General features: G+C 66.0%; 22 protein-coding genes. 3 read left to right on the top strand and 19 right to left on the bottom strand.

Annotated elements, in window-relative coordinates; translation table 11 throughout:
• Positions 1–91: 91 nt before the first annotated feature.
• The 5 genes from fba to tkt all read right to left on the bottom strand — a co-directional run bounded on the left by fba (position 92) and on the right by tkt (position 6,334).
• Positions 92–1,174, bottom strand: a complete 1,083-nt coding sequence (gene fba / locus AC1DR6_RS15005) for a class II fructose-bisphosphate aldolase (protein WP_476830047.1) — start codon at positions 1,172–1,174, stop codon at positions 92–94.
• Between the two features lie 145 nt (positions 1,175–1,319).
• Positions 1,320–2,513: a phosphoglycerate kinase gene (locus tag AC1DR6_RS15000; protein ID WP_476830046.1), complete on the bottom strand. Its 1,194-nt coding sequence runs from the start codon at positions 2,511–2,513 to the stop codon at positions 1,320–1,322.
• Positions 2,510–3,022 carry a hypothetical protein gene (locus AC1DR6_RS14995; protein ID WP_476830045.1) on the bottom strand — a complete coding sequence of 171 codons (513 nt, stop codon included), beginning with the start codon at positions 3,020–3,022 and terminating at the stop codon, positions 2,510–2,512. The genes AC1DR6_RS15000 and AC1DR6_RS14995 overlap by 4 nt, the downstream gene beginning before the upstream one ends.
• A 71-nt stretch (positions 3,023–3,093) precedes the next feature.
• Positions 3,094–4,104 (bottom strand): type I glyceraldehyde-3-phosphate dehydrogenase, encoded by a 1,011-nt coding sequence (gene gap, locus AC1DR6_RS14990; protein ID WP_476830044.1) that lies wholly within the window; start codon positions 4,102–4,104, stop codon positions 3,094–3,096.
• Positions 4,105–4,336: 232 nt separating this feature from the next.
• Positions 4,337–6,334: a transketolase gene (gene tkt, locus AC1DR6_RS14985; protein WP_476830043.1), complete on the bottom strand. Its 1,998-nt coding sequence runs from the start codon at positions 6,332–6,334 to the stop codon at positions 4,337–4,339.
• 323 nt (positions 6,335–6,657) lie between these two features.
• Here tkt and AC1DR6_RS14980 point away from each other — a divergent pair, with 323 nt between their 5' ends.
• Together AC1DR6_RS14980 and AC1DR6_RS14975 are read left to right on the top strand one after the other, a co-directional pair.
• Positions 6,658–6,978, top strand: a complete 321-nt coding sequence (locus tag AC1DR6_RS14980; RefSeq protein WP_476830042.1) for a DUF4164 domain-containing protein — start codon at positions 6,658–6,660, stop codon at positions 6,976–6,978.
• Positions 6,979–7,014: 36 nt separating this feature from the next.
• Positions 7,015–7,383 carry a cell division protein ZapA gene (locus AC1DR6_RS14975; protein WP_476830041.1) on the top strand — a complete coding sequence of 123 codons (369 nt, stop codon included), beginning with the start codon at positions 7,015–7,017 and terminating at the stop codon, positions 7,381–7,383.
• A gap of 99 nt (positions 7,384–7,482) precedes the next feature.
• Here AC1DR6_RS14975 and pal read toward each other — a convergent pair whose 3' ends face one another.
• From pal to ruvC, 13 genes are all read right to left on the bottom strand, one after another.
• On the bottom strand, positions 7,483–8,001 hold the full coding sequence (gene pal / locus AC1DR6_RS14970) for a peptidoglycan-associated lipoprotein Pal (protein WP_476830040.1): 519 nt from the start codon (positions 7,999–8,001) through the stop codon (positions 7,483–7,485).
• A gap of 250 nt (positions 8,002–8,251) precedes the next feature.
• Complete coding sequence (gene tolB / locus AC1DR6_RS14965) at positions 8,252–9,529, bottom strand: Tol-Pal system beta propeller repeat protein TolB (RefSeq protein ID WP_476830221.1); 1,278 nt, start codon at positions 9,527–9,529, stop codon at positions 8,252–8,254.
• Positions 9,530–9,609: 80 nt separating this feature from the next.
• Positions 9,610–10,818, bottom strand: a complete 1,209-nt coding sequence (tolA, locus tag AC1DR6_RS14960) for a cell envelope integrity protein TolA (protein ID WP_476830039.1) — start codon at positions 10,816–10,818, stop codon at positions 9,610–9,612.
• An 86-nt stretch (positions 10,819–10,904) separates the two neighbouring features.
• Positions 10,905–11,354 carry a protein TolR gene (tolR, locus tag AC1DR6_RS14955; RefSeq protein ID WP_476830038.1) on the bottom strand — a complete coding sequence of 150 codons (450 nt, stop codon included), beginning with the start codon at positions 11,352–11,354 and terminating at the stop codon, positions 10,905–10,907.
• An 11-nt stretch (positions 11,355–11,365) separates the two neighbouring features.
• A complete protein-coding gene (gene tolQ, locus AC1DR6_RS14950) occupies positions 11,366–12,076 on the bottom strand; it encodes a protein TolQ (RefSeq protein ID WP_476830037.1) in 711 nt (236 codons plus the stop codon).
• 343 nt (positions 12,077–12,419) lie between these two features.
• Entirely contained in the window at positions 12,420–12,875 is a 456-nt protein-coding gene (locus AC1DR6_RS14945) for a DUF2852 domain-containing protein (protein ID WP_476830036.1), read from the bottom strand.
• A 99-nt stretch (positions 12,876–12,974) separates the two neighbouring features.
• On the bottom strand, positions 12,975–13,634 hold the full coding sequence (locus AC1DR6_RS14940; RefSeq protein ID WP_476830035.1) for a TetR/AcrR family transcriptional regulator: 660 nt from the start codon (positions 13,632–13,634) through the stop codon (positions 12,975–12,977).
• A 48-nt stretch (positions 13,635–13,682) separates the two neighbouring features.
• On the bottom strand, positions 13,683–14,087 hold the full coding sequence (gene ybgC / locus AC1DR6_RS14935; protein WP_476830034.1) for a tol-pal system-associated acyl-CoA thioesterase: 405 nt from the start codon (positions 14,085–14,087) through the stop codon (positions 13,683–13,685).
• Between the two features lie 22 nt (positions 14,088–14,109).
• Positions 14,110–14,685 (bottom strand): hypothetical protein, encoded by a 576-nt coding sequence (locus AC1DR6_RS14930; RefSeq protein WP_476830033.1) that lies wholly within the window; start codon positions 14,683–14,685, stop codon positions 14,110–14,112.
• Positions 14,678–15,697, bottom strand: a complete 1,020-nt coding sequence (gene ruvB / locus AC1DR6_RS14925; protein WP_476830220.1) for a Holliday junction branch migration DNA helicase RuvB — start codon at positions 15,695–15,697, stop codon at positions 14,678–14,680. Before ruvB ends, AC1DR6_RS14930 begins: the two co-directional genes overlap by 8 nt.
• Before the next feature lie 23 nt (positions 15,698–15,720).
• A complete protein-coding gene (locus AC1DR6_RS14920) occupies positions 15,721–16,248 on the bottom strand; it encodes a GNAT family N-acetyltransferase (RefSeq protein ID WP_476830032.1) in 528 nt (175 codons plus the stop codon).
• Positions 16,245–16,862, bottom strand: coding sequence for a Holliday junction branch migration protein RuvA (gene ruvA, locus AC1DR6_RS14915; protein WP_476830031.1), 618 nt, complete (start codon positions 16,860–16,862; stop codon positions 16,245–16,247). The genes AC1DR6_RS14920 and ruvA overlap by 4 nt, the downstream gene beginning before the upstream one ends.
• Before the next feature lie 7 nt (positions 16,863–16,869).
• Positions 16,870–17,385, bottom strand: a complete 516-nt coding sequence (gene ruvC / locus AC1DR6_RS14910) for a crossover junction endodeoxyribonuclease RuvC (protein WP_476830030.1) — start codon at positions 17,383–17,385, stop codon at positions 16,870–16,872.
• Positions 17,386–17,544: 159 nt separating this feature from the next.
• On the opposite strand from ruvC, the gene AC1DR6_RS14905 reads away from it, so the two are divergent.
• A complete protein-coding gene (locus AC1DR6_RS14905) occupies positions 17,545–18,324 on the top strand; it encodes a sulfite exporter TauE/SafE family protein (RefSeq protein WP_476830029.1) in 780 nt (259 codons plus the stop codon).
• 89 nt (positions 18,325–18,413) lie between these two features.
• Here AC1DR6_RS14905 and AC1DR6_RS14900 read toward each other — a convergent pair whose 3' ends face one another.
• Positions 18,414–19,157, bottom strand: a complete 744-nt coding sequence (locus tag AC1DR6_RS14900) for a YebC/PmpR family DNA-binding transcriptional regulator (protein ID WP_476830028.1) — start codon at positions 19,155–19,157, stop codon at positions 18,414–18,416.
• Between the last annotated feature and the right edge of the window lie 42 nt (positions 19,158–19,199).

Here is a 19,199-nt window from a genome sequence, read left to right as displayed (position 1 = left end):
AACTCGCAAACCGGTCCAGCGGCCGAACCTCACCCTGCCCCTCTCCTTACAGGAGAGGGGTTCCCCGCGCTTGTATGAAAAGAATGATACGTCAGGCCGCCTTGTTGCCCGCGAAGGTCGGGTCGAGTTCGCCCTTGGCGTAGCGCTTGGCCATTTCGGCCAGCGTGATGACGCGCTTGATCTTCGAGGCCTGGCCGGCGGTGTTGAACTCCTGCAGGCGCAGCGTGCAGAGCTTGGTCATCGCCTCCATGGCGGGCTTAAGGTATTTGCGGGGATCGAACTCGCCGGGGTTTTCCGCGAAGATCTTGCGGATCTGGCCCGTCATCGCCATCCGGTTGTCGGTGTCGATGTTGATCTTGCGCACGCCGTGCTTGATGCCGCGCTGGATCTCCTCGACCGGCACGCCCCAAGTCTGGGGCATCTTGCCGCCATACTGGTTGATGATGTCCTGGAGGTCCTGCGGCACGCTGGATGAGCCATGCATGACGAGGTGCATGTTCGGCAGCTTCTTGTGGATTTCCTCGATGATGTTCATCGCCAGGATCGCGCCATCGGGCTTGCGGGTGAACTTGTAGGCGCCGTGCGAGGTGCCCATGGCGATGGCGAGCGCATCGACCTTGGTCTCGGCGACGAACTTCACTGCCTCTTCCGGATTGGTCAGGAGCTGGTCGTGGGAGAGCTTGCCCTCGAAGCCGTGGCCGTCCTCCTTCTCGCCCTCGCCACTTTCAAGCGAGCCCAAAACGCCGAGCTCGCCTTCGACGGAGATGCCGCCGAGATGGGCCATATCGGTGACGGTCTTGGTCACGCCGACATTGTAGTCCCAGTCACCCGGCGTCTTGCCGTCCGCCTTGAGCGAGCCGTCCATCATCACCGAGGTGAAGCCGGACTGGATCGCGGTCATGCAGGTCGCGGGCTCGTTGCCGTGGTCGAGATGCACGCACACCGGGATGTGCGGATAGATCTCGGTAACCGCGTCCATCATGTGCTTCAGCATGATGTCGTTGGCATAGGAGCGCGCGCCGCGCGAGGCCTGGATGATGACGGGCGCGTCGGTCGCGTCCGCCGCCGCCATGATCGCCAGCGCCTGCTCCATATTGTTGATGTTGAAGGCCGGCACGCCGTAGTCGTTCTCGGCGGCATGGTCGAGCAGTTGGCGAAGCGTGATGCGGGCCACGGTGGCACTCCCCTTGAAGGCAATTGGATGGGGAGGATGTAGTGCGGACGGGCCGGAATCGCAAAGCGAAAGCGGCCGACAGGCTTAAATGCGGAAGGCCGCCCCGTCGCGGGAGCGGCCTTGATCCATGTCTTTCGCCGGTGCTTCAAGCCTTGCGCAGCGCCTCGACGCCGGGCAGCGGCTTGCCCTCCATCCATTCGAGGAAGGCGCCGCCCGCCGTCGAAATGTAGGTGAGGTCGTCGATGACGCCGGCGTGGTTCATCGCCGAAACGGTGTCGCCGCCACCGGCGACCGCGACCAGTTCGCCCGCCTTGACGCGCTTGGCGGCGGCCTTGGCGACCGCGACGGTCGCGGTATCGAAGGGCGGCAGTTCGAAGGCGCCGAAGGGGCCGTTCCAGACCAGCGTCTTGACCTTGTTCAGCCGCAGCACGACCTCGGCGATCGAGAGCGGGCCGGCGTCCATGATCATCTCGTCGGAGGCGACTTCGCCGACTGGAACGACGCGGTGGCCGGGATGAGCCTTGAACTCGCGTGCGACCAGCGCATCGACCGGCAGCAGGATTTCGCAGCCGGCGGCCTTGGCCTTCTCCTCGATCTCGCGGGCGGTGCCTGCCAGATCGTGCTCGCAGAGCGACTTGCCGACATCGAGCCCGCGCGCCGCGAGGAAGGTGTTGGCCATGCCGCCGCCGATGACGAGGATATCGACCTTCTTCACGAGGTTGCCGAGCAGCTCGAGCTTGGTCGAAACCTTGGCGCCGCCGACGATGGCCATCACCGGGCGCGCTGGGTTGTCGAGGCCGGACGACAGCGCTTCCAGCTCCGCCTGCATGGTACGCCCGGCATAGGCCGGCAGGACATGGGCGAGGCCTTCGGTCGATGCGTGCGCCCGGTGGGCGGCCGAGAAGGCATCGTTGACATAGAGGTCGCCATTGGCGGCGAGCGCCTCGACGAACTCGGGATCGTTCTTTTCGTCGCCGGCATGGAAGCGGGTATTTTCGAGCAGCAGCACGTCGCCGTTGCGTGCAGCGGCAACGGCCTTGGCGACATCGTCGCCGATACAGTCCTCGACGAAGGTCACGGGGCGGCCGAGCGCGTGGGCCAGCGCCGGCACGATCTGCCGCAGGCTGTTGGCCTCGTCGCGACCCTTGGGCCGGCCGAAATGCGCGAGCAGGATGACCTTACCGCCCTTTTCCGCGATCTCGCGGATCGTCGGCAGCACGCGGTCGATGCGGGTGGTGTCGGTGACCTTGCCGCCGTCCATCGGGACGTTGAGATCGACGCGGACGAGAACACGCTTTCCGGCGAGATCGGCGTCGTCGAGGGTCCGGAAGGCGTTCATCGAACCAGCAGGCTCCCGAACAGGCCGGGCACGCCGAAGCGCAGCACGAGCACCGTCAGCGCGACGGTCAGCACGGCGGTGACGATCGCGGTCACGAAGAGCGTGCCGGCGCGCGGCGTCGCGTCGATGCGGCTGCGCAGGGCTGCGATCTCACCGCGAATGGCGGCGAAGTCCATCGTGCCGGCGGCGGCGTCGACCTTGTGGGCGCTGCGCTCGAGCGAGGCTTCCGCGCGGGTCAGCACGGCCTCGTAGCGGGCGAACTTCTCCTCGATGCGGGCAGTCTTCTCCTCGATACGGGAGAGCTGCTCGAGCTTGCGGGGGTCGGAGGAGGGCGCATGCTCGGCGCGGATCGCAGCTTCGGCCATGCTCGGCGCGTGAGCCTGCGATACCGGAGAGGTGATCTCGGCCGGCAGCGGGGCGGCGGAGGCCGAGGCCGGTGCGGGAGGAGGGGTCACAATGGTGGGTTGGGTGGTGGCCGCAGGCATGACGGTCGGCTCGATCTTGGCCATGGGCACTCCGTGAGGTCTCGAAAGCGGTCGAGGCCGCGACCTGAGCGTCGCAGCCTCGTTTCAGGGGTCGATCAGAGCAGGGCGCCCATGGCGACGGCGGTGTCGCTCATGCGGTTCGAGAAGCCCCACTCGTTGTCGTACCAGGCGACGACGCTGACGAACTTTTCGTCCATGACCTTGGTCTGGTCGAGCGCGAAGGTCGAGGAGGCCGGGTCGTGGTTGAAGTCGATCGAGACGTTGGGCTGGTCGGTGACGGCCAGGATGCCCTTCAGGGGCCCGCGCTTGCTTGCCTTCAGGATGGCTTCGTTGACCTTCTCGACCGTGGTCTTGCGCTTGGCCAGGAACTTGAAATCGACCATCGAGACGTTCGGTGTCGGGACGCGCACCGAGGAGCCGTCGAGCCGGCCCTTCAGCTCGGGGATGACGAGACCGATCGCCTTGGCGGCGCCGGTCGAGGTCGGGATCATCGAGAGCGCGGCGGCGCGGCCGCGGTAGAGATCCTTGTGCATCGTGTCGAGCGTCGGCTGATCGCCGGTATAAGCGTGGATCGTGGTCATGAAGCCCTTGTCGATGCCCACAGTGTCATGGAGCACGCGCACGACCGGCGCGAGGCAGTTGGTGGTGCAGGACGCGTTCGAGACGACGACGTGCTCGTTCGTGAGCTGGCCGTTGTTGACGCCGAAGACCACGGTGAGGTCGGCGCCGTCGCAGGGGGCCGAGACCAGCACGCGCTTGGCGCCGGCGGCCAGATGGGCCGAGGCCTTGTCCTTGGTGGTAAAGATGCCGGTGCATTCGAGCGCGATATCGACGCCCAGCGCCTTGTGCGGCAGGTCCTTGGGGTCGCGCACGGCGGTGACCTTGATCGGCCCGCGGCCGACGTCGATCGTGTCGCCGGCAACAGTCACGGTGCCGGGAAAGCGGCCATGGACGGAGTCGAAACGGAAGAGATGGGCATTGGTCTCGACGGGGCCGAGATCGTTGATCGCGACGACCTCGATATCCCGGCGCTTCGACTCGATGATCGCGCGCAGAACGTTGCGCCCGATGCGGCCGAAGCCGTTGATCGCCACCTTGACCGTCATCTCGACCTTCTCCTTCGAACCCTTGGGAGCATCGCTCCAGCGAAAAACCGGTGCCCACTTTTTCGCGCGATGCTCTGCAACGCTCACGCGCCATTCACGCGGGCAATTCGGCCAAAGCGTGGCCGAACGCAAGATAAACCGTCATTGCGAGGAGCTTGAGCGACGATCCGGGGCTACGTCGAGCGCTGCCGCCCCGGGATTGCTTCGCCGACGCTCGCAATGACGGGCAGCGTCAGCCGTTATGCTTGCGCATCGCGGCGTCCACCACCGCTTCCGGCGTGATGCCGAAATGCTTGTAGACCTCCTTGTAGGGGCCGCTGGCGCCGAAGGAGTGCATGCCGACGAAGCCGCCGTCATGGCCGATGACCGCATCCCAGCCGAAGCGCACGCCGGCCTCGACCGCAATCTTGACCGGTGCCGTGCCGATGATCTCAGCCTGCGTTTTCTCGTCCTGCGCCAGCAGCAGCTCGAGTGATGGCACGGAGACGACGCGGGCGCGCACGCCCTTCTCCGCCAGCATCTTGCGGGCGTTCGCCGCGATCTCGACCTCGGAGCCCGAGGCGAAGAGCGAGACCTGCGCCTCGCCGCCTTCGGCCGCGAACAGCTCATAGGCGCCGGTCGCGAGCTTGTTGTTCTGCGAGGCGTCGGTGCGAAGCTGGGCGAGGTTCTGGCGCGAGAGGGCGAGGATCGTCGGCCCGTCGAGCCGTTCCAACGCGATCTGCCAGGCTTCGGCCGTCTCGATGGCATCGGCCGGGCGGAAGAGGCGCATATTCGGCATGGCGCGGAAGGATGCGAGCTGCTCGACCGGCTGGTGGGTCGGGCCATCCTCGCCGAGGCCGATCGAGTCATGCGTCATGACGTAGATGACGGGCAGGCCCATCAGGGCCGCGAGCCGCATCGAAGGGCGTGCATAGTCGGCGAAGACGAAGAAGGTGCCGCCGGCAGCGCGGAAGCCGCCATGCACCGTAATGCCGTTCATCGCGGCGGCCATGCCGTGTTCGCGGATACCGTAGCGGACGTAACGGCCCTTCGGCGTCTTGGGCGTGAAGTCCTCCGCCTCCTTGACGCGGGTATTGTTCGAGGGCGTCAGGTCGGCCGAGCCCATCACCAGTTCCGGCATAACCGGAATGATCGCTTCCAGTGCCAGCTCGGAGGCCTTGCGGGTCGCGACGTTCTGCGGATTGGCGATCAGGGCCTTCTTGTGGGCGAGGATGGTCTTGTCGAGCTTCGCCGGGACATGATGGGACAGGCGGCGCTCGAAATCGGCACGCTTGCGCTCGGACAAGGCGCCGAAGCGCTCGTTCCAGTCGGCATGGGCGGACGCCCCGGCCTTACCGGCGTTGCGCCAGGCCTTCAAGACCTCGGCCGGCACCTCGAACGGGCCGCCGGTGATGCCGAGCGCCTTCTTGGCGGCGGCAAGCTCCTCCGGCCCCAGTGCCTCGCCATGGGCCTTGGAGGTGCCCTGCTTCTTCGGCGCGCCGAAGCCGATGACCGTCTTGCAGGCGATCATCGTCGGCTTGTTGGATTTCTGGGCGCGGCGGATCGCGGCCTCGATCGCATCGGGATCGTGGCCATCGACATGCTCGGAGCGCCAGCCGCAGGCCTTGAAGCGGGCGACCTGGTCGACATTATCGGAGATCGTCAGCGGGCCGTCGATCGAGATGCCGTTATTGTCCCAGAGCACGATCAGCTTGTTGAGCTTCTGGTGGCCGGCGAGCGCGATCGCCTCCTGGCTGATGCCTTCCATCAGGTCGCCGTCCGAGGCCAGCACATAGGTATGGTGATCGACGATTTTCCTGCCGAATTCGGCCGCAAGCATGCGCTCCGCCATCGCCATACCGACGGCGGTGGCAAGCCCCTGGCCGAGCGGGCCGGTGGTCGTCTCGACGCCCAGCGTGTGGAAGTTCTCGGGGTGGCCCGGCGTTTTGGAATCAAGCGCGCGGAATTTCTCGAGGTCTTCCAGCTCAAGATTGCCGTTTCCGGTGAGGTAGAGCACCGAATAGAGCAGCATCGAGCCGTGGCCGGCCGAAAGCACGAAGCGGTCGCGGTCGGGCCAGCGCGGATCGGCCGCGTCATAGGTCATGACGCGGGTGAACAGCACGGTCGCCATGTCGGCGGCGCCCATCGGGAGGCCTGGATGGCCGGACCCGGCCTTCTCGACGCCATCCATGGCGAGGCCGCGAATGGCGTTGGCGAGCCTGTCGTGCTGGGCGCGGTCGATTTTGGTCATCGTCTCGTGGCTCCGTCTGGCGGGCGGCAGGCCGGCCTTGCGGGCGGCTTGGCAGGGCGGCCGGCGCGTGGGCGGCCGCAGGACTTCGAAAGGACGCGTGGATTAGGCCCGCCGCTCGACCTGAGTCAATTCGCCGGCCGCGTTTTTGCGCGGTTTGCCTGCCTCTTCGGCATGTCCCGATCGCTCTCTGGCGAGAAGCGATGGGGACAACTCCTTGCGAGGCCTTTCCGAACCCGTGACGCGAGTCCCTTTCCGCAGCGCAGTGCTGTAAATTCGGGCAGCGAATCGTGTGAGCCGGCTTCGGTCCGAAAAGGAGAGCGATGGTGGCGAGCCTGATGCTGGACAATGCGCTGGCGCGCCTCGACGGGGCGCTCGGGCAGCTGGAGGCGGCGGCGCGGCGGCGCGTCGAGGCAGAGCGCGGCCGCGGCAATCTCGAGACCGAACTCGCGCTGATGCAGGACGACCGGGCGAGGCTGGCGGCCGAGCTCGACGGCGCCATGGCAAGGCTCGGTCATGTCGAGACGGCGGCGGCGGATGTCGATCAGCGGCTGCAGCGGGCGATGGGCGTGATCGGCGCGGTGATCGAGCGCGTGCAGTCGCAGCAGCCGGCCGATGACGAACCGGTGCCCGAGGCGACGGAGTAAGGCTTTCCGAAGGGCGAGCCGAGGGAAGGGAGTGCCATGCCGCAAGTCAACGTCATGATCGCGGGGAAGGCCTACCGCATGGCCTGCGGCGAGGGCGAAGAGGCCCATCTCGAAGGGCTCGCGCGCTCCTATGACGAGAAGATCAGCGAAATGCGCCAGGCCTTCGGCGAGATCGGCGATATGCGCCTGCACGTCATGGCCGCGTTGATGGTCGCCGACGATCTGCATGAGGCGAAAACGCGCGCGGCGAAGCTCGAAGGCGAACTCGCGGCGATCCGGGGCGATGCCGGGGCGGCCGATCAGCGGTTTACCGAGGTCGAGGACCGCGCAGCCGAGGCGCTAGCGGCGGCGGCCGAACGCATCGAGGGCATAGCCAAAAGCCTGATCCCGACGCCCGCGGGCTGAAAGACGCGCGGATGCCTTCCGGCATACATTCGCCCCTGCTCTAATGAAAAAGCCCCGGACGTCGCCGTCCGAGGCTTTGCATACCAGCATGCGTTGTGATCAGACGCCGGGAGCGCCGTCGAGCACGGTGACCGAGCGGCGGTTCTGCGACCAGCAGGAGATGTCGTTGCACACCGCGACCGGACGTTCCTTGCCGTAGGAGACGGTGCGCAGCCGGTTGGCCTGGATGCCGCGCGAAGCCAGATAATCGCGAACCGTCTGGGCGCGGCGGGCGCCGAGCGAATAGTTGTATTCGCGGGTGCCGCGCTCGTCGGCGTGACCTTCCACGGTGAAGGTATAGCGCGGGTAGCGCTGCAGCCAGCCGGCCTGCTTGTCGAGCGTGGCGGTGGCGGTCGAGGTCAGGTCGGTGGAGTCGCTCTCGAAGAAGACGCGGTCGCCGACATTGACGACGAAGTCCTGCGCGCTGCCCGGCGTCGCAGCGCCGCCGGCGCCGAAGCCGGAGCCCGCGCCGTTGGCGTCGGCATTCTGGTCCTTGGCGCAGGCGCCGAGCGCCAGCGTGCAGACGAGGGCGGCGGCGAAACGGACGGCACGGCCGCCGTTGAAAAGGGTCGTCAACATGGCTGAACTCCGGGCGATCTGTTCTTGGGGACTTCTGATCTGGTTTGTCGGCGCCGCAGCGGGGAGGGCGTTGAACTCATCCCATCAATGAAGCGTCAACCTAAACGAGACCTTGCCAGAACAAGCCGAAGTGGCGGCATTGCGGCGTATGGTTAACCAAATCTGGAGATCAGCGCAGCCCGCGCTCGGCTGTGGCGTCTGGGCAACGTTTCCGACAAGCAGCCGCGTCTTGAATCCACCTGACGCGCCCTCAGCGCGCCGGTCCGCCCAGCAGGGGTGACCAGGTCGGGTCGGAGGCGTAGGCCGGGGTCGGGACTGGGACTTCGACGCGGCCGGTGATGTCGACCATGTAGAGCTTGCCGCCGGTTTCGCCGCCGGGATCGCGGAAGAACATGATGTATTGGCCGTTCGGGGCCCAGTTCGGCGCTTCGTTGTGGAAGCCTTCGGTCAGGATGCGCTCGCCCGAGCCGTCCGCCCGCATCACGCCGATGCCGAAGCCGTTGGGGCTCTGGCGTGTGAAGGCGATGAGGTCGCCGCGCGGCGACCAGCTCGGCTGCGAATAGCGTCCCTGTCCGAAGGATATGCGCTGGCCCTCGCCGCCGCCGGCGCCCATCACATAAAGCTGCTGGCTGCCGCCGCGATCGCTCTCGAAGACGATCTTCGAACCGTCCGGCGCGTAGGAGGGGGAGGTGTCGATCGCCGCCGTCGAGGTCAGCCGCTGCGTCGTGCGAGAGGCGATGTCGATGGCGTAGAGATTGGCGTTGCCGCCCTGCTGGAGCGACAGCACGACGCGCTGGCCGTTCGGCGCGAAGCGCGGGCTCGAGGTCATGTCGGGGAAGTTGCCGACGATCTGGCGCTGGCCGGTCTCGATGTTCAGCACCTGCACGCGCGGCTGCTCGCCCATGCGCTGGGTCATGAAGGTCACGTCCTGCCCGACCGGCGAGTAGCGCGGTGTGACGACCGAAACGTCGCCATTGGTGAGGTAGCGAACATTGGCGCCGTCCTGATCCATGATCGCGAGGCGCTTGCGGCGGTTTTCCTTGGTGCCGGATTCGTCGACGAAGACGACACGCGTATCGAAGAAGCCACCAAGCCCGGTGACCTTCGAGAAGATCGCATCCGAGATGATGTGGCCGACGCGCCGGGAATTGCTCGGGTCGGTGAAATATTGCTGACCGTCGGTCTGGGTGCCGGTGGCGACGTCCCAGAGGCGGAACTCGGCGCGGATGCGCCCGGCATCGCGAGAGACGCGGCCGGTGACGAGCGCCTGCACGCCCGCCGCCTGCCAGGCCTGGAACTGCGGCGCGGCGTCAAAGGGAGGGCTCTTCTCGGGGAAGCGGGCCTTGTCGACCGGCAGGAAATAGCCACAGCGCTTGAGATTGTTGGAGATCACGCCGGAGACGAGGATGCCGCCCTCGCCGGCGAAATCCGCGATCGCGATCGGCAGCGGCTGGAAGGTGCCGCCTTTCAGGTCGATGACCAGCTCGGCTTTCGCCGCAGCCGGCACGAGCAGGCTGGCGCCCGCCATCGCGAGGAGGCCGCGGCGCGTGGGCGCTGCCGAGAGGAAGGGGAGGGGGTTGCGGTCGATGAGGGTCACAGCACGTCCGGTCACAGCACGTCCCTTGCGTCAAAATTGACGACGACATCGCGCCAGTCGTCGTAAAAGGAAGCGAATTGAGCCGGAATGCGCAGCGGCGCGCAGCGGCGGGTGGCGGTCAGCGCTGAATCGGCGGCGACGCGGAAGAGCGGGTCGGCGGAGCTGTTGACCACGCCGGGCTGGCCGGCGAGCGAGCCGTCAGTATTGAGCTTCATGCGCACGGAGGGCACCACATTGCCGCCGCCATGGGCATTGGCGAGCGCGATCGGGACGTTCCAGCACTTCAGAAGCTGATCCTGAATGATCCCGATTAGCTGCGCGCGCAGCGAAGGGCTGAGCTTTTGGGAGGAGCCGGTCTGCGTGCCGAGCGAGGCAGTGCGGTTGACCTGCGGCGCCGAGGAGCCGGAGGACTGCGCCTTCTCCTTGGACTGAAGAAGCCGCTCGATATCCGTGGCGTTGAAGTTCTTGGCGATCTGCGCCTCCTTCTTCGCCTTGGCCTCGGCCTCCTGCTTGGCCTTCGCCTCGGCGGCGAGCTTAGCCTGCTTCTCCGTTTCGGCCTTTGCTTTCGCGGCGGCCTCGGCCTGCTGTTTCGCCAGTTTGTCGGCTTCGGCCTTGGCGAGCGCGTCGGCTTTCAGCTTCGCGTCGGCCTTGGCCTTCGCCTGCTGCGCGTCGGCTTCCGACTTCGCCTTGGCGGCAGCCTTGGCCTCCTCCTCGGCCTGTTTGGCCTTGGAGGCGAGTTCGGCATCCTCGGCGAGCTTGGCGAGTTCCTCGCGCTTCTGCTCGGCCTCGCGCGCGGCGGCCGCCTCGCTCTTCTGCGGGGGCTGCTTTGCCGGTTCGGGCGGTTTGGTCTCAGGCTTGGGCTCCTCGACCGGGCGGGCCGGCGGCAGCGGCGCGGAGGCATTGGCGTCGGCGGTCTTCAGCTCGACGGGACGCGAAGGCGGGGCCGGTGTGTCGACCTTGGCCTCGCCAGCCTCCTTGCGCTCGACAACCTCGGACTGGCGCTCGGCGCGCGGCGTCGGCTTGTCCTCGACCTTCTGGGCGTTGCGCTCGCCGCGTGTGACCTGGTTCAGCGCGCTGGGATCGACCATCTCGACGGCGATCGCCTCCTCGTGCTCCGGCAGCGGCGCGGGCGACGAGAACGCGAGCAGCCCGACGACGAGCGCCGTGGCATGGCCCAGCGCCGACACCAGCATGCCAGGTTCGGAGGTCGAAAGCTTCACGCGACGGTTACCTTTGGCGATCCTTGTTTAGACGCATTCTCTTTCAGGCGAACGGTGTTCGCCTCGCTGGAGAATGCTCGAGCCCCTCAGCGAGCGGCCGGCTCCGTCACCAGCGCGACCCGTTTGAAGCCGGCGGCGGTGATCGTCGACATCACGGAGGCGACGCGGCCGTAGTCGACCTGCCTGTCGCCGCGGACATAGATGCGCTCGTCGAAGCCCTGCTTGGCCAAGCTCTGAAGCTTAGCGGCGAGGTCCGGCTCCAGCGTCGGCTCGTCTTGCAGAAATATCTGGCCCTTGGCGTCGATCGCCACGGTCACCGGCTTCTGGTCGACATTGATCGGCTTGGCGCCGGTCTGCGGCAGGTCGAGCGGGACGCCGGTGGCGATCAGCGGCGCGGCGACCATGAAGATGATCAGCAGGACCAACATGACGTCAATGAACGGCGTCATGTTGATCTCGGCGATGGCGCTGTGGCGGCGCGAACGCCGGCCCCGACGGCCTCCACCTTTTGCGCCTGCGGCTGCGGACATTCCCATCGGTCAGATCCTCACGCGGCCATGCGTTCGTCGATCTGCCGCGACAGGATCGCGGAGAACTCGTCGGCAAAGGCTTCGAGCCGGCCTTGCGCCTTGGCGACGTCGGCCTGCAGGCGGTTATAGGCGACCAGGGCAGGAATTGCGGCGAAGAGGCCGATCGCGGTAGCAAACAGCGCCTCGGCAATGCCGGGCGCAACGACGGCGAGCGAAGAATTCTTGGACACCGCGATGGCGGTGAACGAGGTCATGATGCCCCAGACCGTGCCGAACAGGCCGATGAAGGGCGCGGCCGACGCGATGGTCGAGAGCACCAGAAGCCGCGATTCAAGCCGCTCGGTCTCACGCTGGATCGTGACGTCCAGCACCTTGTCGATGCGCTGGGAAAGGCTGGCGATGGAGCGCGTGCCGTTCTCGAAGGAGCGCTTCCATTCCCGCATCGCCGCGACGAAGACGGCGGACATATCCGCGACCGGCCGGCTGGCGAGATCACGATAAAGCTCCTCCAGCGAGCGGCCGGACCAGAACATCTCCTCGAACGCATCCATGTCCTTGCGGGTGCGGCGATAGAGCAGCGCCTTGTCGACGATGATCGACCAGCACCAGACAGAGGCGCCGATCAGCCCCATCATCACCAGCTTGACGACGATGTGGGCGTGCCAGAACAACGTCCAGAACGACATGTCGATCTGCGGCGCGGCTTGCGCGACATCCGCGGGGTTCATCCTGTCATCCTTCCAAACCAGGGGCGGTGAGGCCGGAGGCCGCGCGGCTCAGCGCGAAATTCCAACCCAAGCCCCGCCGCTCGCGTCACGGAATCCCGCGCCGCTGCCCGTCCTGCGATCCGGGGGAATGCCGTACCCCGTCTTTTACGCGCGAATCCGGCGAAAGAGCGGCCGAAACGGGATTTCCTACAGAACACATGCTTCTGATCGAGTTAAGCATCCAGCAAGGTTAATGCCGGGTATACGGATGGGCGCCCGGTGCAGGCCCGCATGACAAAAACCCGCCCCGGTTTCCCGGGACAGGCTTTTTCGATCGTCCGACGATATTGTTCGGCGGGAGAGATCAGCCCGCGTCAGGCTGGGTCGGCGGCGTCGCTGGGGGATTGTTGCGACGGTCCGTCATGAACTGGTCGAACTCGACCTTGTCGCGAGCCATGCGAAGGCGGCCCAGGAAATCCTGGAACTCGCGCTGCTCGTCCTCGAGGCGGCGCAACGTCTCGGAGCGGTATTCGTCGAAGGCGCGGTTGCCGCTGGAGGGACCGCCACGGCCCCAGCCACTGAGCCCGCCACCGAAGCCTTCACGGCCGCCCATACGCTCGCGCATCCGGTCCATCTTGGCCTGAAGACGGCCCATCCGATGTTCGTATCGGTCTCCGCTGAAACCACAACCCATCCGTCCACTCCAAAAAGTAAAGGCCAGGGTCGCCAGACCCAAAGGCCACCACAGGATGAAGCCGAGCACCGCGAATGCGATCCAGGCTCCCCGTCCATGTTCGTCAAGTTTCGCGACGATCGGCATTTTTCTCCTCCGCTTTATCATCGGCGTGAATGTAAATCACATTTACATATCTGGTCGCGACGCTGCTGCTTGTCAATACCGGCGCCGGACGGCTTTTGCTTAGTCTGATGTGGGAGGGGCGCCTGCCGGTGCAAGGCCGAGGCCCTGAAGGTAGATCATCATGCCGGCCTCGAGCAGTTCGGCCGCCGACATCGGCAGCGGGCGACGGCCGCCATCGGCGCGGCCGAACAGCGCCGCGATGCCATGCGACATCGCCCAGATGTGCAGCGCCATCATCAGGGCTGGCGGGCGATTGCCCTGCGGCAGCCGGGCGATCAGCGCCTCGGCTGCCTGGCGCAGATCGGCGAAGGCGTGGTCGGCCGCAGCGCGCAGCTCGGGGCTGGCGTCCAGCGGCACGCCGGCCTCGAACATCGCCGAATAATAGGCGGGCTCGTCATGGGCGAAGGTGAGATAGGCCCGGCCGAGGCGGTGAAACGCGGCCTCCGGGTCGGGCTTGCCCTGGTCCCAGGCTCGGGACAGCGCCAGTTGAAACGCCTGGAAACCGCGCGTCGCGACATCGGCCAGCAGCTCGTCGCGGTCGCGGAAATGGCGGTAGGGCGCGGCCGGACTGACGCCGGCGACGCGGGCGGCCTCGGCGAAGGTGAAGCCATTCGGGCCCTTCTCGCCGATCAGTCCCAACGCTGCCCGCACCAGCTCCTCCTTGAGGTTGCCGTGGTGGTAGCCGCGGGGATGTTCGGGGCGGTCGCGCTTCCAGCTCATGTAAGGAGCGCTAACATGAGGGCGGCATCGCGTCGATGACCATCGGCCTCAGTCTTCGAGCATCAGCCGCAGGCGCAAGCCATCGGGAATGCGGCGTGCACGGCCGCCGCCAACGCAGGCGACCTTCACCTGCGCCGTGATCAGAACCTCGTCACCGCGCAGCACACGCTGTTCGAGATCCATGGTCGCGCCACGGGCCTCGACGGACCGGGTCTCGACCGTCAGCAGATCGTCCATCACGGCCGGCCGCAAAAACTCGATCGTCATCTTGCGGACGGCGAAACCCAGCGCCGTCTCGCCATCGAACAATTCGCGCTGCTCGATACCGAGCGCGCGGAGCAGCTCGGTGCGGCCGCGCTCCATGAAACGCAGATAGGAGGCGTGATAGACGACGCCGGAGAAGTCCGTGTCCTCGTAATAGACGCGGACGGGGAGGGTGTGGGTGTTCGACATGTTTTGCGCAAAAAAAGGAGGATTAGGTCACTTCGTGGCTCTGCATCAGATCGCCAAGAAGGAGGCGCAAAAGCTCGTCGAGCGTGTCGATTTCGGTGAAACGCCGTCGTTCCACGACCCTTAGATTTGGCCTTTCCGTTTTTTTTCCAGATGCATCGCCTTTTGTGTGTTTCGCGAGTTTGAGGTTCTGGATGTCGGGCAGCGGATCACCTGGCATTGCGGCTCCAAACCACCGATAGGATTTAATCGTTAGATCCTCGTCGAGCATCATCCAGACAACACAACCGCTTGGCTTTTCAGCAAGCCGCAGACTGATGTTAACCCGCGCAGCTTTACCACTGGCTATAGCCGTCTTGAGCTGGATATGCCGGACAAGCTTTCCACGGCTTAGGACGAGATCATAGCCGCCCGCGTCAAACTCTGAGTGGAGAATTTCCGCGTCGTAAATTCCTCGCTGCCATAAGCGCCGCAGCAATTCTCCGGTGAAGAGGTGTTCCGCAATATTTTCCCGAAGTGTGGAGTTGCGGCTGTGCGGTCCGAGCTCTTCCTCATCCGCGCTCGCCGGTACGACCGCAAAGTTCGAATTATCTTCACTCATCATCATCCCCAAACAAACCGAACTGCCCCGTCTCCCTGGACGGCTCGGGCATGCCGAGGTGGCGGAAGGCGTGGGGGGTGAGGAGGCGCCCGCGCGGGGTGCGCTGGATGAAGCCTTGCTGGAGCAGGAAGGGCTCGATGATCTCCTCGATCGCGTCCCGAGGCTCGGAGAGCGAGGCGGCGATGGTCTCGATGCCGACTGGGCCGCCGCCGAAATTGATCGCGACCGTGGTGAGGTAGCGCCGGTCCATCTGGTCGAGGCCGATGGCGTCGACATCGAGCAAGGACAGCGCCTTGTCGGCGACCTTTCGGGTGACGATCGGGTCGCCGTCGACGATGGCGAAGTCGCGCACGCGCCTGAGCAGGCGTCCGGCGATGCGCGGCGTCCCACGCGAGCGTTTGGCGATCTCGTTGGCGCCGTCATCGGACATCGGTACGCCGAGCACGCGGGCGCCACGCGCGACGATGCTTTGCAGCTCCGGCACCGTATAGAATTGCAGGCGGATCGGAATGCCGAAACGGTCGCGTAGCGGTGTCGTCAGCAGGCCGGCGCGGGTGGTGGCGCCGACGAGGGTGAATTTCGGCAGGTCGATCTTGACCGAGCGGGCGGCGGGGCCTTCGCCGATGATCAGGTCGAGCTGGTAGTCCTCCATCGCCGGATAGAGGATTTCCTCGACGGCCGGACTCAGACGATGGATTTCGTCGATGAAGAGCACGTCGCGCTCTTCGAGATTGGTGAGCTGGGCCGCGAGATCGCCGGCCTTGGCGATCACCGGGCCGGAGGTCGAGCGGAAGTTGACACCGAGCTCGCGTGAGACGATCTGCGCCAGCGTCGTCTTGCCCAGCCCTGGAGGGCCGACGAAAAGAACGTGATCGAGCGCATCGCCCCTGCTCTTGGCGGCGTTGATGAATACCTGGAGATTGGCGCGTGCCGCAGCCTGACCGGTGAAATCGGCCAGCGAAAGCGGGCGCAGCGAGGTCTCGCTGTCGTCCTCGCGGCGTTCGCCCGTCATCAGCCCGGCGCGTTTCGGATCGCTCACAGCGCGATCTCCAGTTCCAGCGCGTCGTGGATCGGAATGTCCTTGTAGCCGGTCGCGATGATCGTGGGGACGATGGAGCGATAGGCGTCGATCGCGTCGAGATAAAGCCCGGAGAGCCGGAAGCCGCGACGCTGATAGAAGACCAGGCCCGGCATGTTGTCGTTGGTCACCATGGCCTTGAGCCTGCGGGCGCCGGCCTTGCGCGCGGCGGACATCACCTCGTCGACCATGCGGATGGCGGCGCCTTCGCCGGGTTTCAGCGAATGCAGCGCGCAAAGGTAGGCGTGCTCGCCGCGCAGGGTCCAGCTCGCGAGAGCGGCGGTGCTCCCGTCCGGGGCGTAGAGGCCGAGCGCGTCGATCTCGGCGACATCGTAGACGTGCAGGTCGATCATCATGCTGTGCGAGCCCCAGCTCGCCATCATGATGCGCAGTAGCTCGCTCTTATCGGCGACGACGCGCAGATCGAGCTGGTCTGGATCGAGTTCGGCCATGACGGCGTTCCTGCCGCTCCGCTGCGGGCTCATTTGGCGAGCTCCTTCAGGCCGAGCTTGATGAGCTGGGCCGTGCCGGCTTCGTCGCCGGCCGCTCGGGAGGCTGCCGCGACGGCCGCCATCGCCTGCGCCTGCGGATAACCGAGATTGGCCAGCGCCGAGATGGCGTCGGCGACCGGCTGCGGCAGCGCCCTTGCTTCCAGCGCGCCTGAGAGCTGTGCGAGGCTGGGGTCGACATGGCCGAAGGCCGGCGCCTTATCCTTGAGCTCGGCGCAGATGCGCTGCGCCAGTTTGGGGCCGACACCCGGGGCGCGCGCGATGGCCGCCTTGTCGTTGGTGGCGATGGCGGTGGCGAGCGCGCCGGGATCGAGCGTCGACAGGATCGCGAGCGCGACCTTGGCGCCGACGCCCTGCACCGCCTGCATCAGGCGAAACCAGTCGCGCTCATTGTCGGACATGAAGCCGTAGAGGCGGATCGCATCCTCACGGACATGGGTCTCGATCGAGAGCACCGCGGCTTCACCGGGCTTCGGCAAACGCTGGAGCGTGCGCGACGAACATTGCACGACATAGCCGACGCCCTGCACATCGATGATGACGTGATCCTCGCCATAGGAGTCGATCACGCCCTTGAGCTTGCCGATCATCGTTCCGTCACCCTGTCGCGCGCATCTGTGCGACGAGCGCCCTCATGCCGCGATGCTGGGCATGGCATATCGCGACGGCGAGCGCATCGGCGGCATCGGCCGACGAGGTCTCGGCCCGGGGCAGCAACACGCGGATCATGGCCTGGACCTGCTTCTTGTCGGCATGGCCGACGCCGACGACCGTCTTCTTGACGAGATTGGCGGCGTATTCGGCGACATCGAGCCCCGCCAGCGCCGGCACGACCAGCGCGATGCCCCGCGCCTGGCCTAGCTTCAGCGCCGATTGCGGGTCGCGGTTGATGAAGGTCTCCTCCACCGCCGCCTCGTGCGGCTTCTGGGTGACGATGACCTTCTGCAGGCCGTCGTGAAGCTGTCGCAGGCGCTCGCTCAGCGGCGCGGTCCCGTCGCTTTCGATGCAGCCGCAGGCGACGAAGGAGAGCTTGCTGCCCTCTGAGATGATGACCCCCCAGCCGGTTTTTCGAAGGCCGGGATCAATGCCGAGAATGCGAATCGGGGGTGCCATGTCGCGCCCAAACTAACGGATGTTTCGGATTCGTCCCATGCTTGCCATTCGAGCGATGAATGAATTGCTCTCATCGGGCCGATCATAAAACGCGATTTCCCTTGTCCGTTTGGCCAGACCATGCTGCGCCGCCATGACCCCTCGTTCCGAAGCACGTTCATGATCGACATTCCCAAGCTGTTCTTTCCCGGCCTGACCGGAGACGGCCTGGCCGTGCTGCTCGGCGCGACGCTGCTGGGCGGCATCGTGCGCGGTTTCACCGGTTTTGGCTTTGCGATGGTGTTCATGCCCTTGGCCTCGGTCGTGCTCGGACCCGTCGCGGCGCTCGGCCTGATCTGGTTCATCGACCTACCCTTCGCCCTGCCGATCGCGGCGCGCGCCTCGCGGCAGGCCGAGTGGAGCGAGATCCTGCCGCTGATGCTGACCGCGACACTGGCGCTGCCGGTCGGCGTCTGGCTTCTGACCTGGCTCGATCGGCAGACGATGCGCTGGCTGCTCGCCGGGCTGGTGTTGATGGCGGTCGGGCTGATGGCGTCGGGCTGGCGCTATCATGGAGCGCCCGGCCGGGCGCTCTCGCTCGTGGTCGGCGCTTTCTCGGGGCTGTTCAACGGCATGGCCTCGATCGGTGGAATGCCGCTGGCCGTCTTCTGGCTCGGCGCCCAACGAAACGACCGGCACAAGACGCGGGCCAACCTGCAGACCTATTTCGGCACGACGACGCTGATCACGGGCGCCGTGCTGCTGTGGAACGGCATCCTGACCTGGCAGGGGCTGGCGATGGCCCTGCCGCTATTTGCCATCTATGGCGCCGGGCTGTGGGCCGGCACGCATGGCTTCCGGCTCGCCTCGGAAGCGACGTTCCGGCGCGGCGCCTATGCGGTGATCTTCCTGAGCGCGCTGACGAGCCTGCCGCTGTGGGACCACTGGCTCGGGCGTTGATGCGGAGAAGGTTGTTGCGCCTCCCTTCCGGAGATTCCCGGGCAAAGCTGTGATTTGCCCGAGAATGACGCTCTTGTATTCGGTGGCGTTCAGTCGAGCTTGGCCATGATCTCGTCGGAGATTTCGAAATTGGCGAAGACGTTCTGGACGTCGTCGTCATTGTCGAGCGCTTCCATCAGGCGCATCATCGATGCCGCCTTCTCCTCGTCCAGAGGCGCGCTCGTCGTCGGCCGCCAGACCGGCTTGGCGGAAGAAGCTTCTCCGAGCGCGGCTTCAAGTGCCTTCGAGACCTCGTTCAGGCTGTCGAAGGCGCACAGGATGGTGTGGCCGTTCTCATCGCTGATGACGTCGTCGGCGCCGGCCTCGATGGCGGCTTCCATGACGGTGTCGGCGCTGCCGGCCTCGAGCGGATAGGCGATCTCGCCGACGCGATTGAACATGAAGGAGACGGAGTTGCTTTCGCCCAGCGCCCCGCCCGATTTGGTGAAGTAGGAGCGCACGGCGGAGGCGGTTCGATTTCGGTTGTCGGTCAGCGCCTCGACGATGACGGCGGCGCCACCGGGGCCGTAACCCTCGTAACGGACCTCGTCGTAATTATCGCCTTCGCCGCCGGCGGCCTTGGTGATGGCGCGCTGGATATTGTCCTTGGGCATGTTCTCGGCGCGCGCGGCGAGCACCGCCATGCGCAGGCGCGGGTTCATGTTGATGTCGGGCATGCCCATCTTGGCGGCGACGGTGATTTCGCGGCCCAGTTTCGAGAACAGCTTGGAGCGCACGGCGTCCTGCTTGCCCTTGCGGTGCATGATGTTCTTGAACTGTGAATGGCCGGCCATGGAACCCGTTGCCTTTTCGCATGCGAAGTGTCGTTTCAGATC

It is taken from the genome of Allobosea sp. P5_A5 (genome assembly GCF_056400625.1).
The sequence above is the reverse complement of the archived record's forward strand: the minus strand, read 5'-3'. Positions and strand labels throughout refer to the sequence as shown.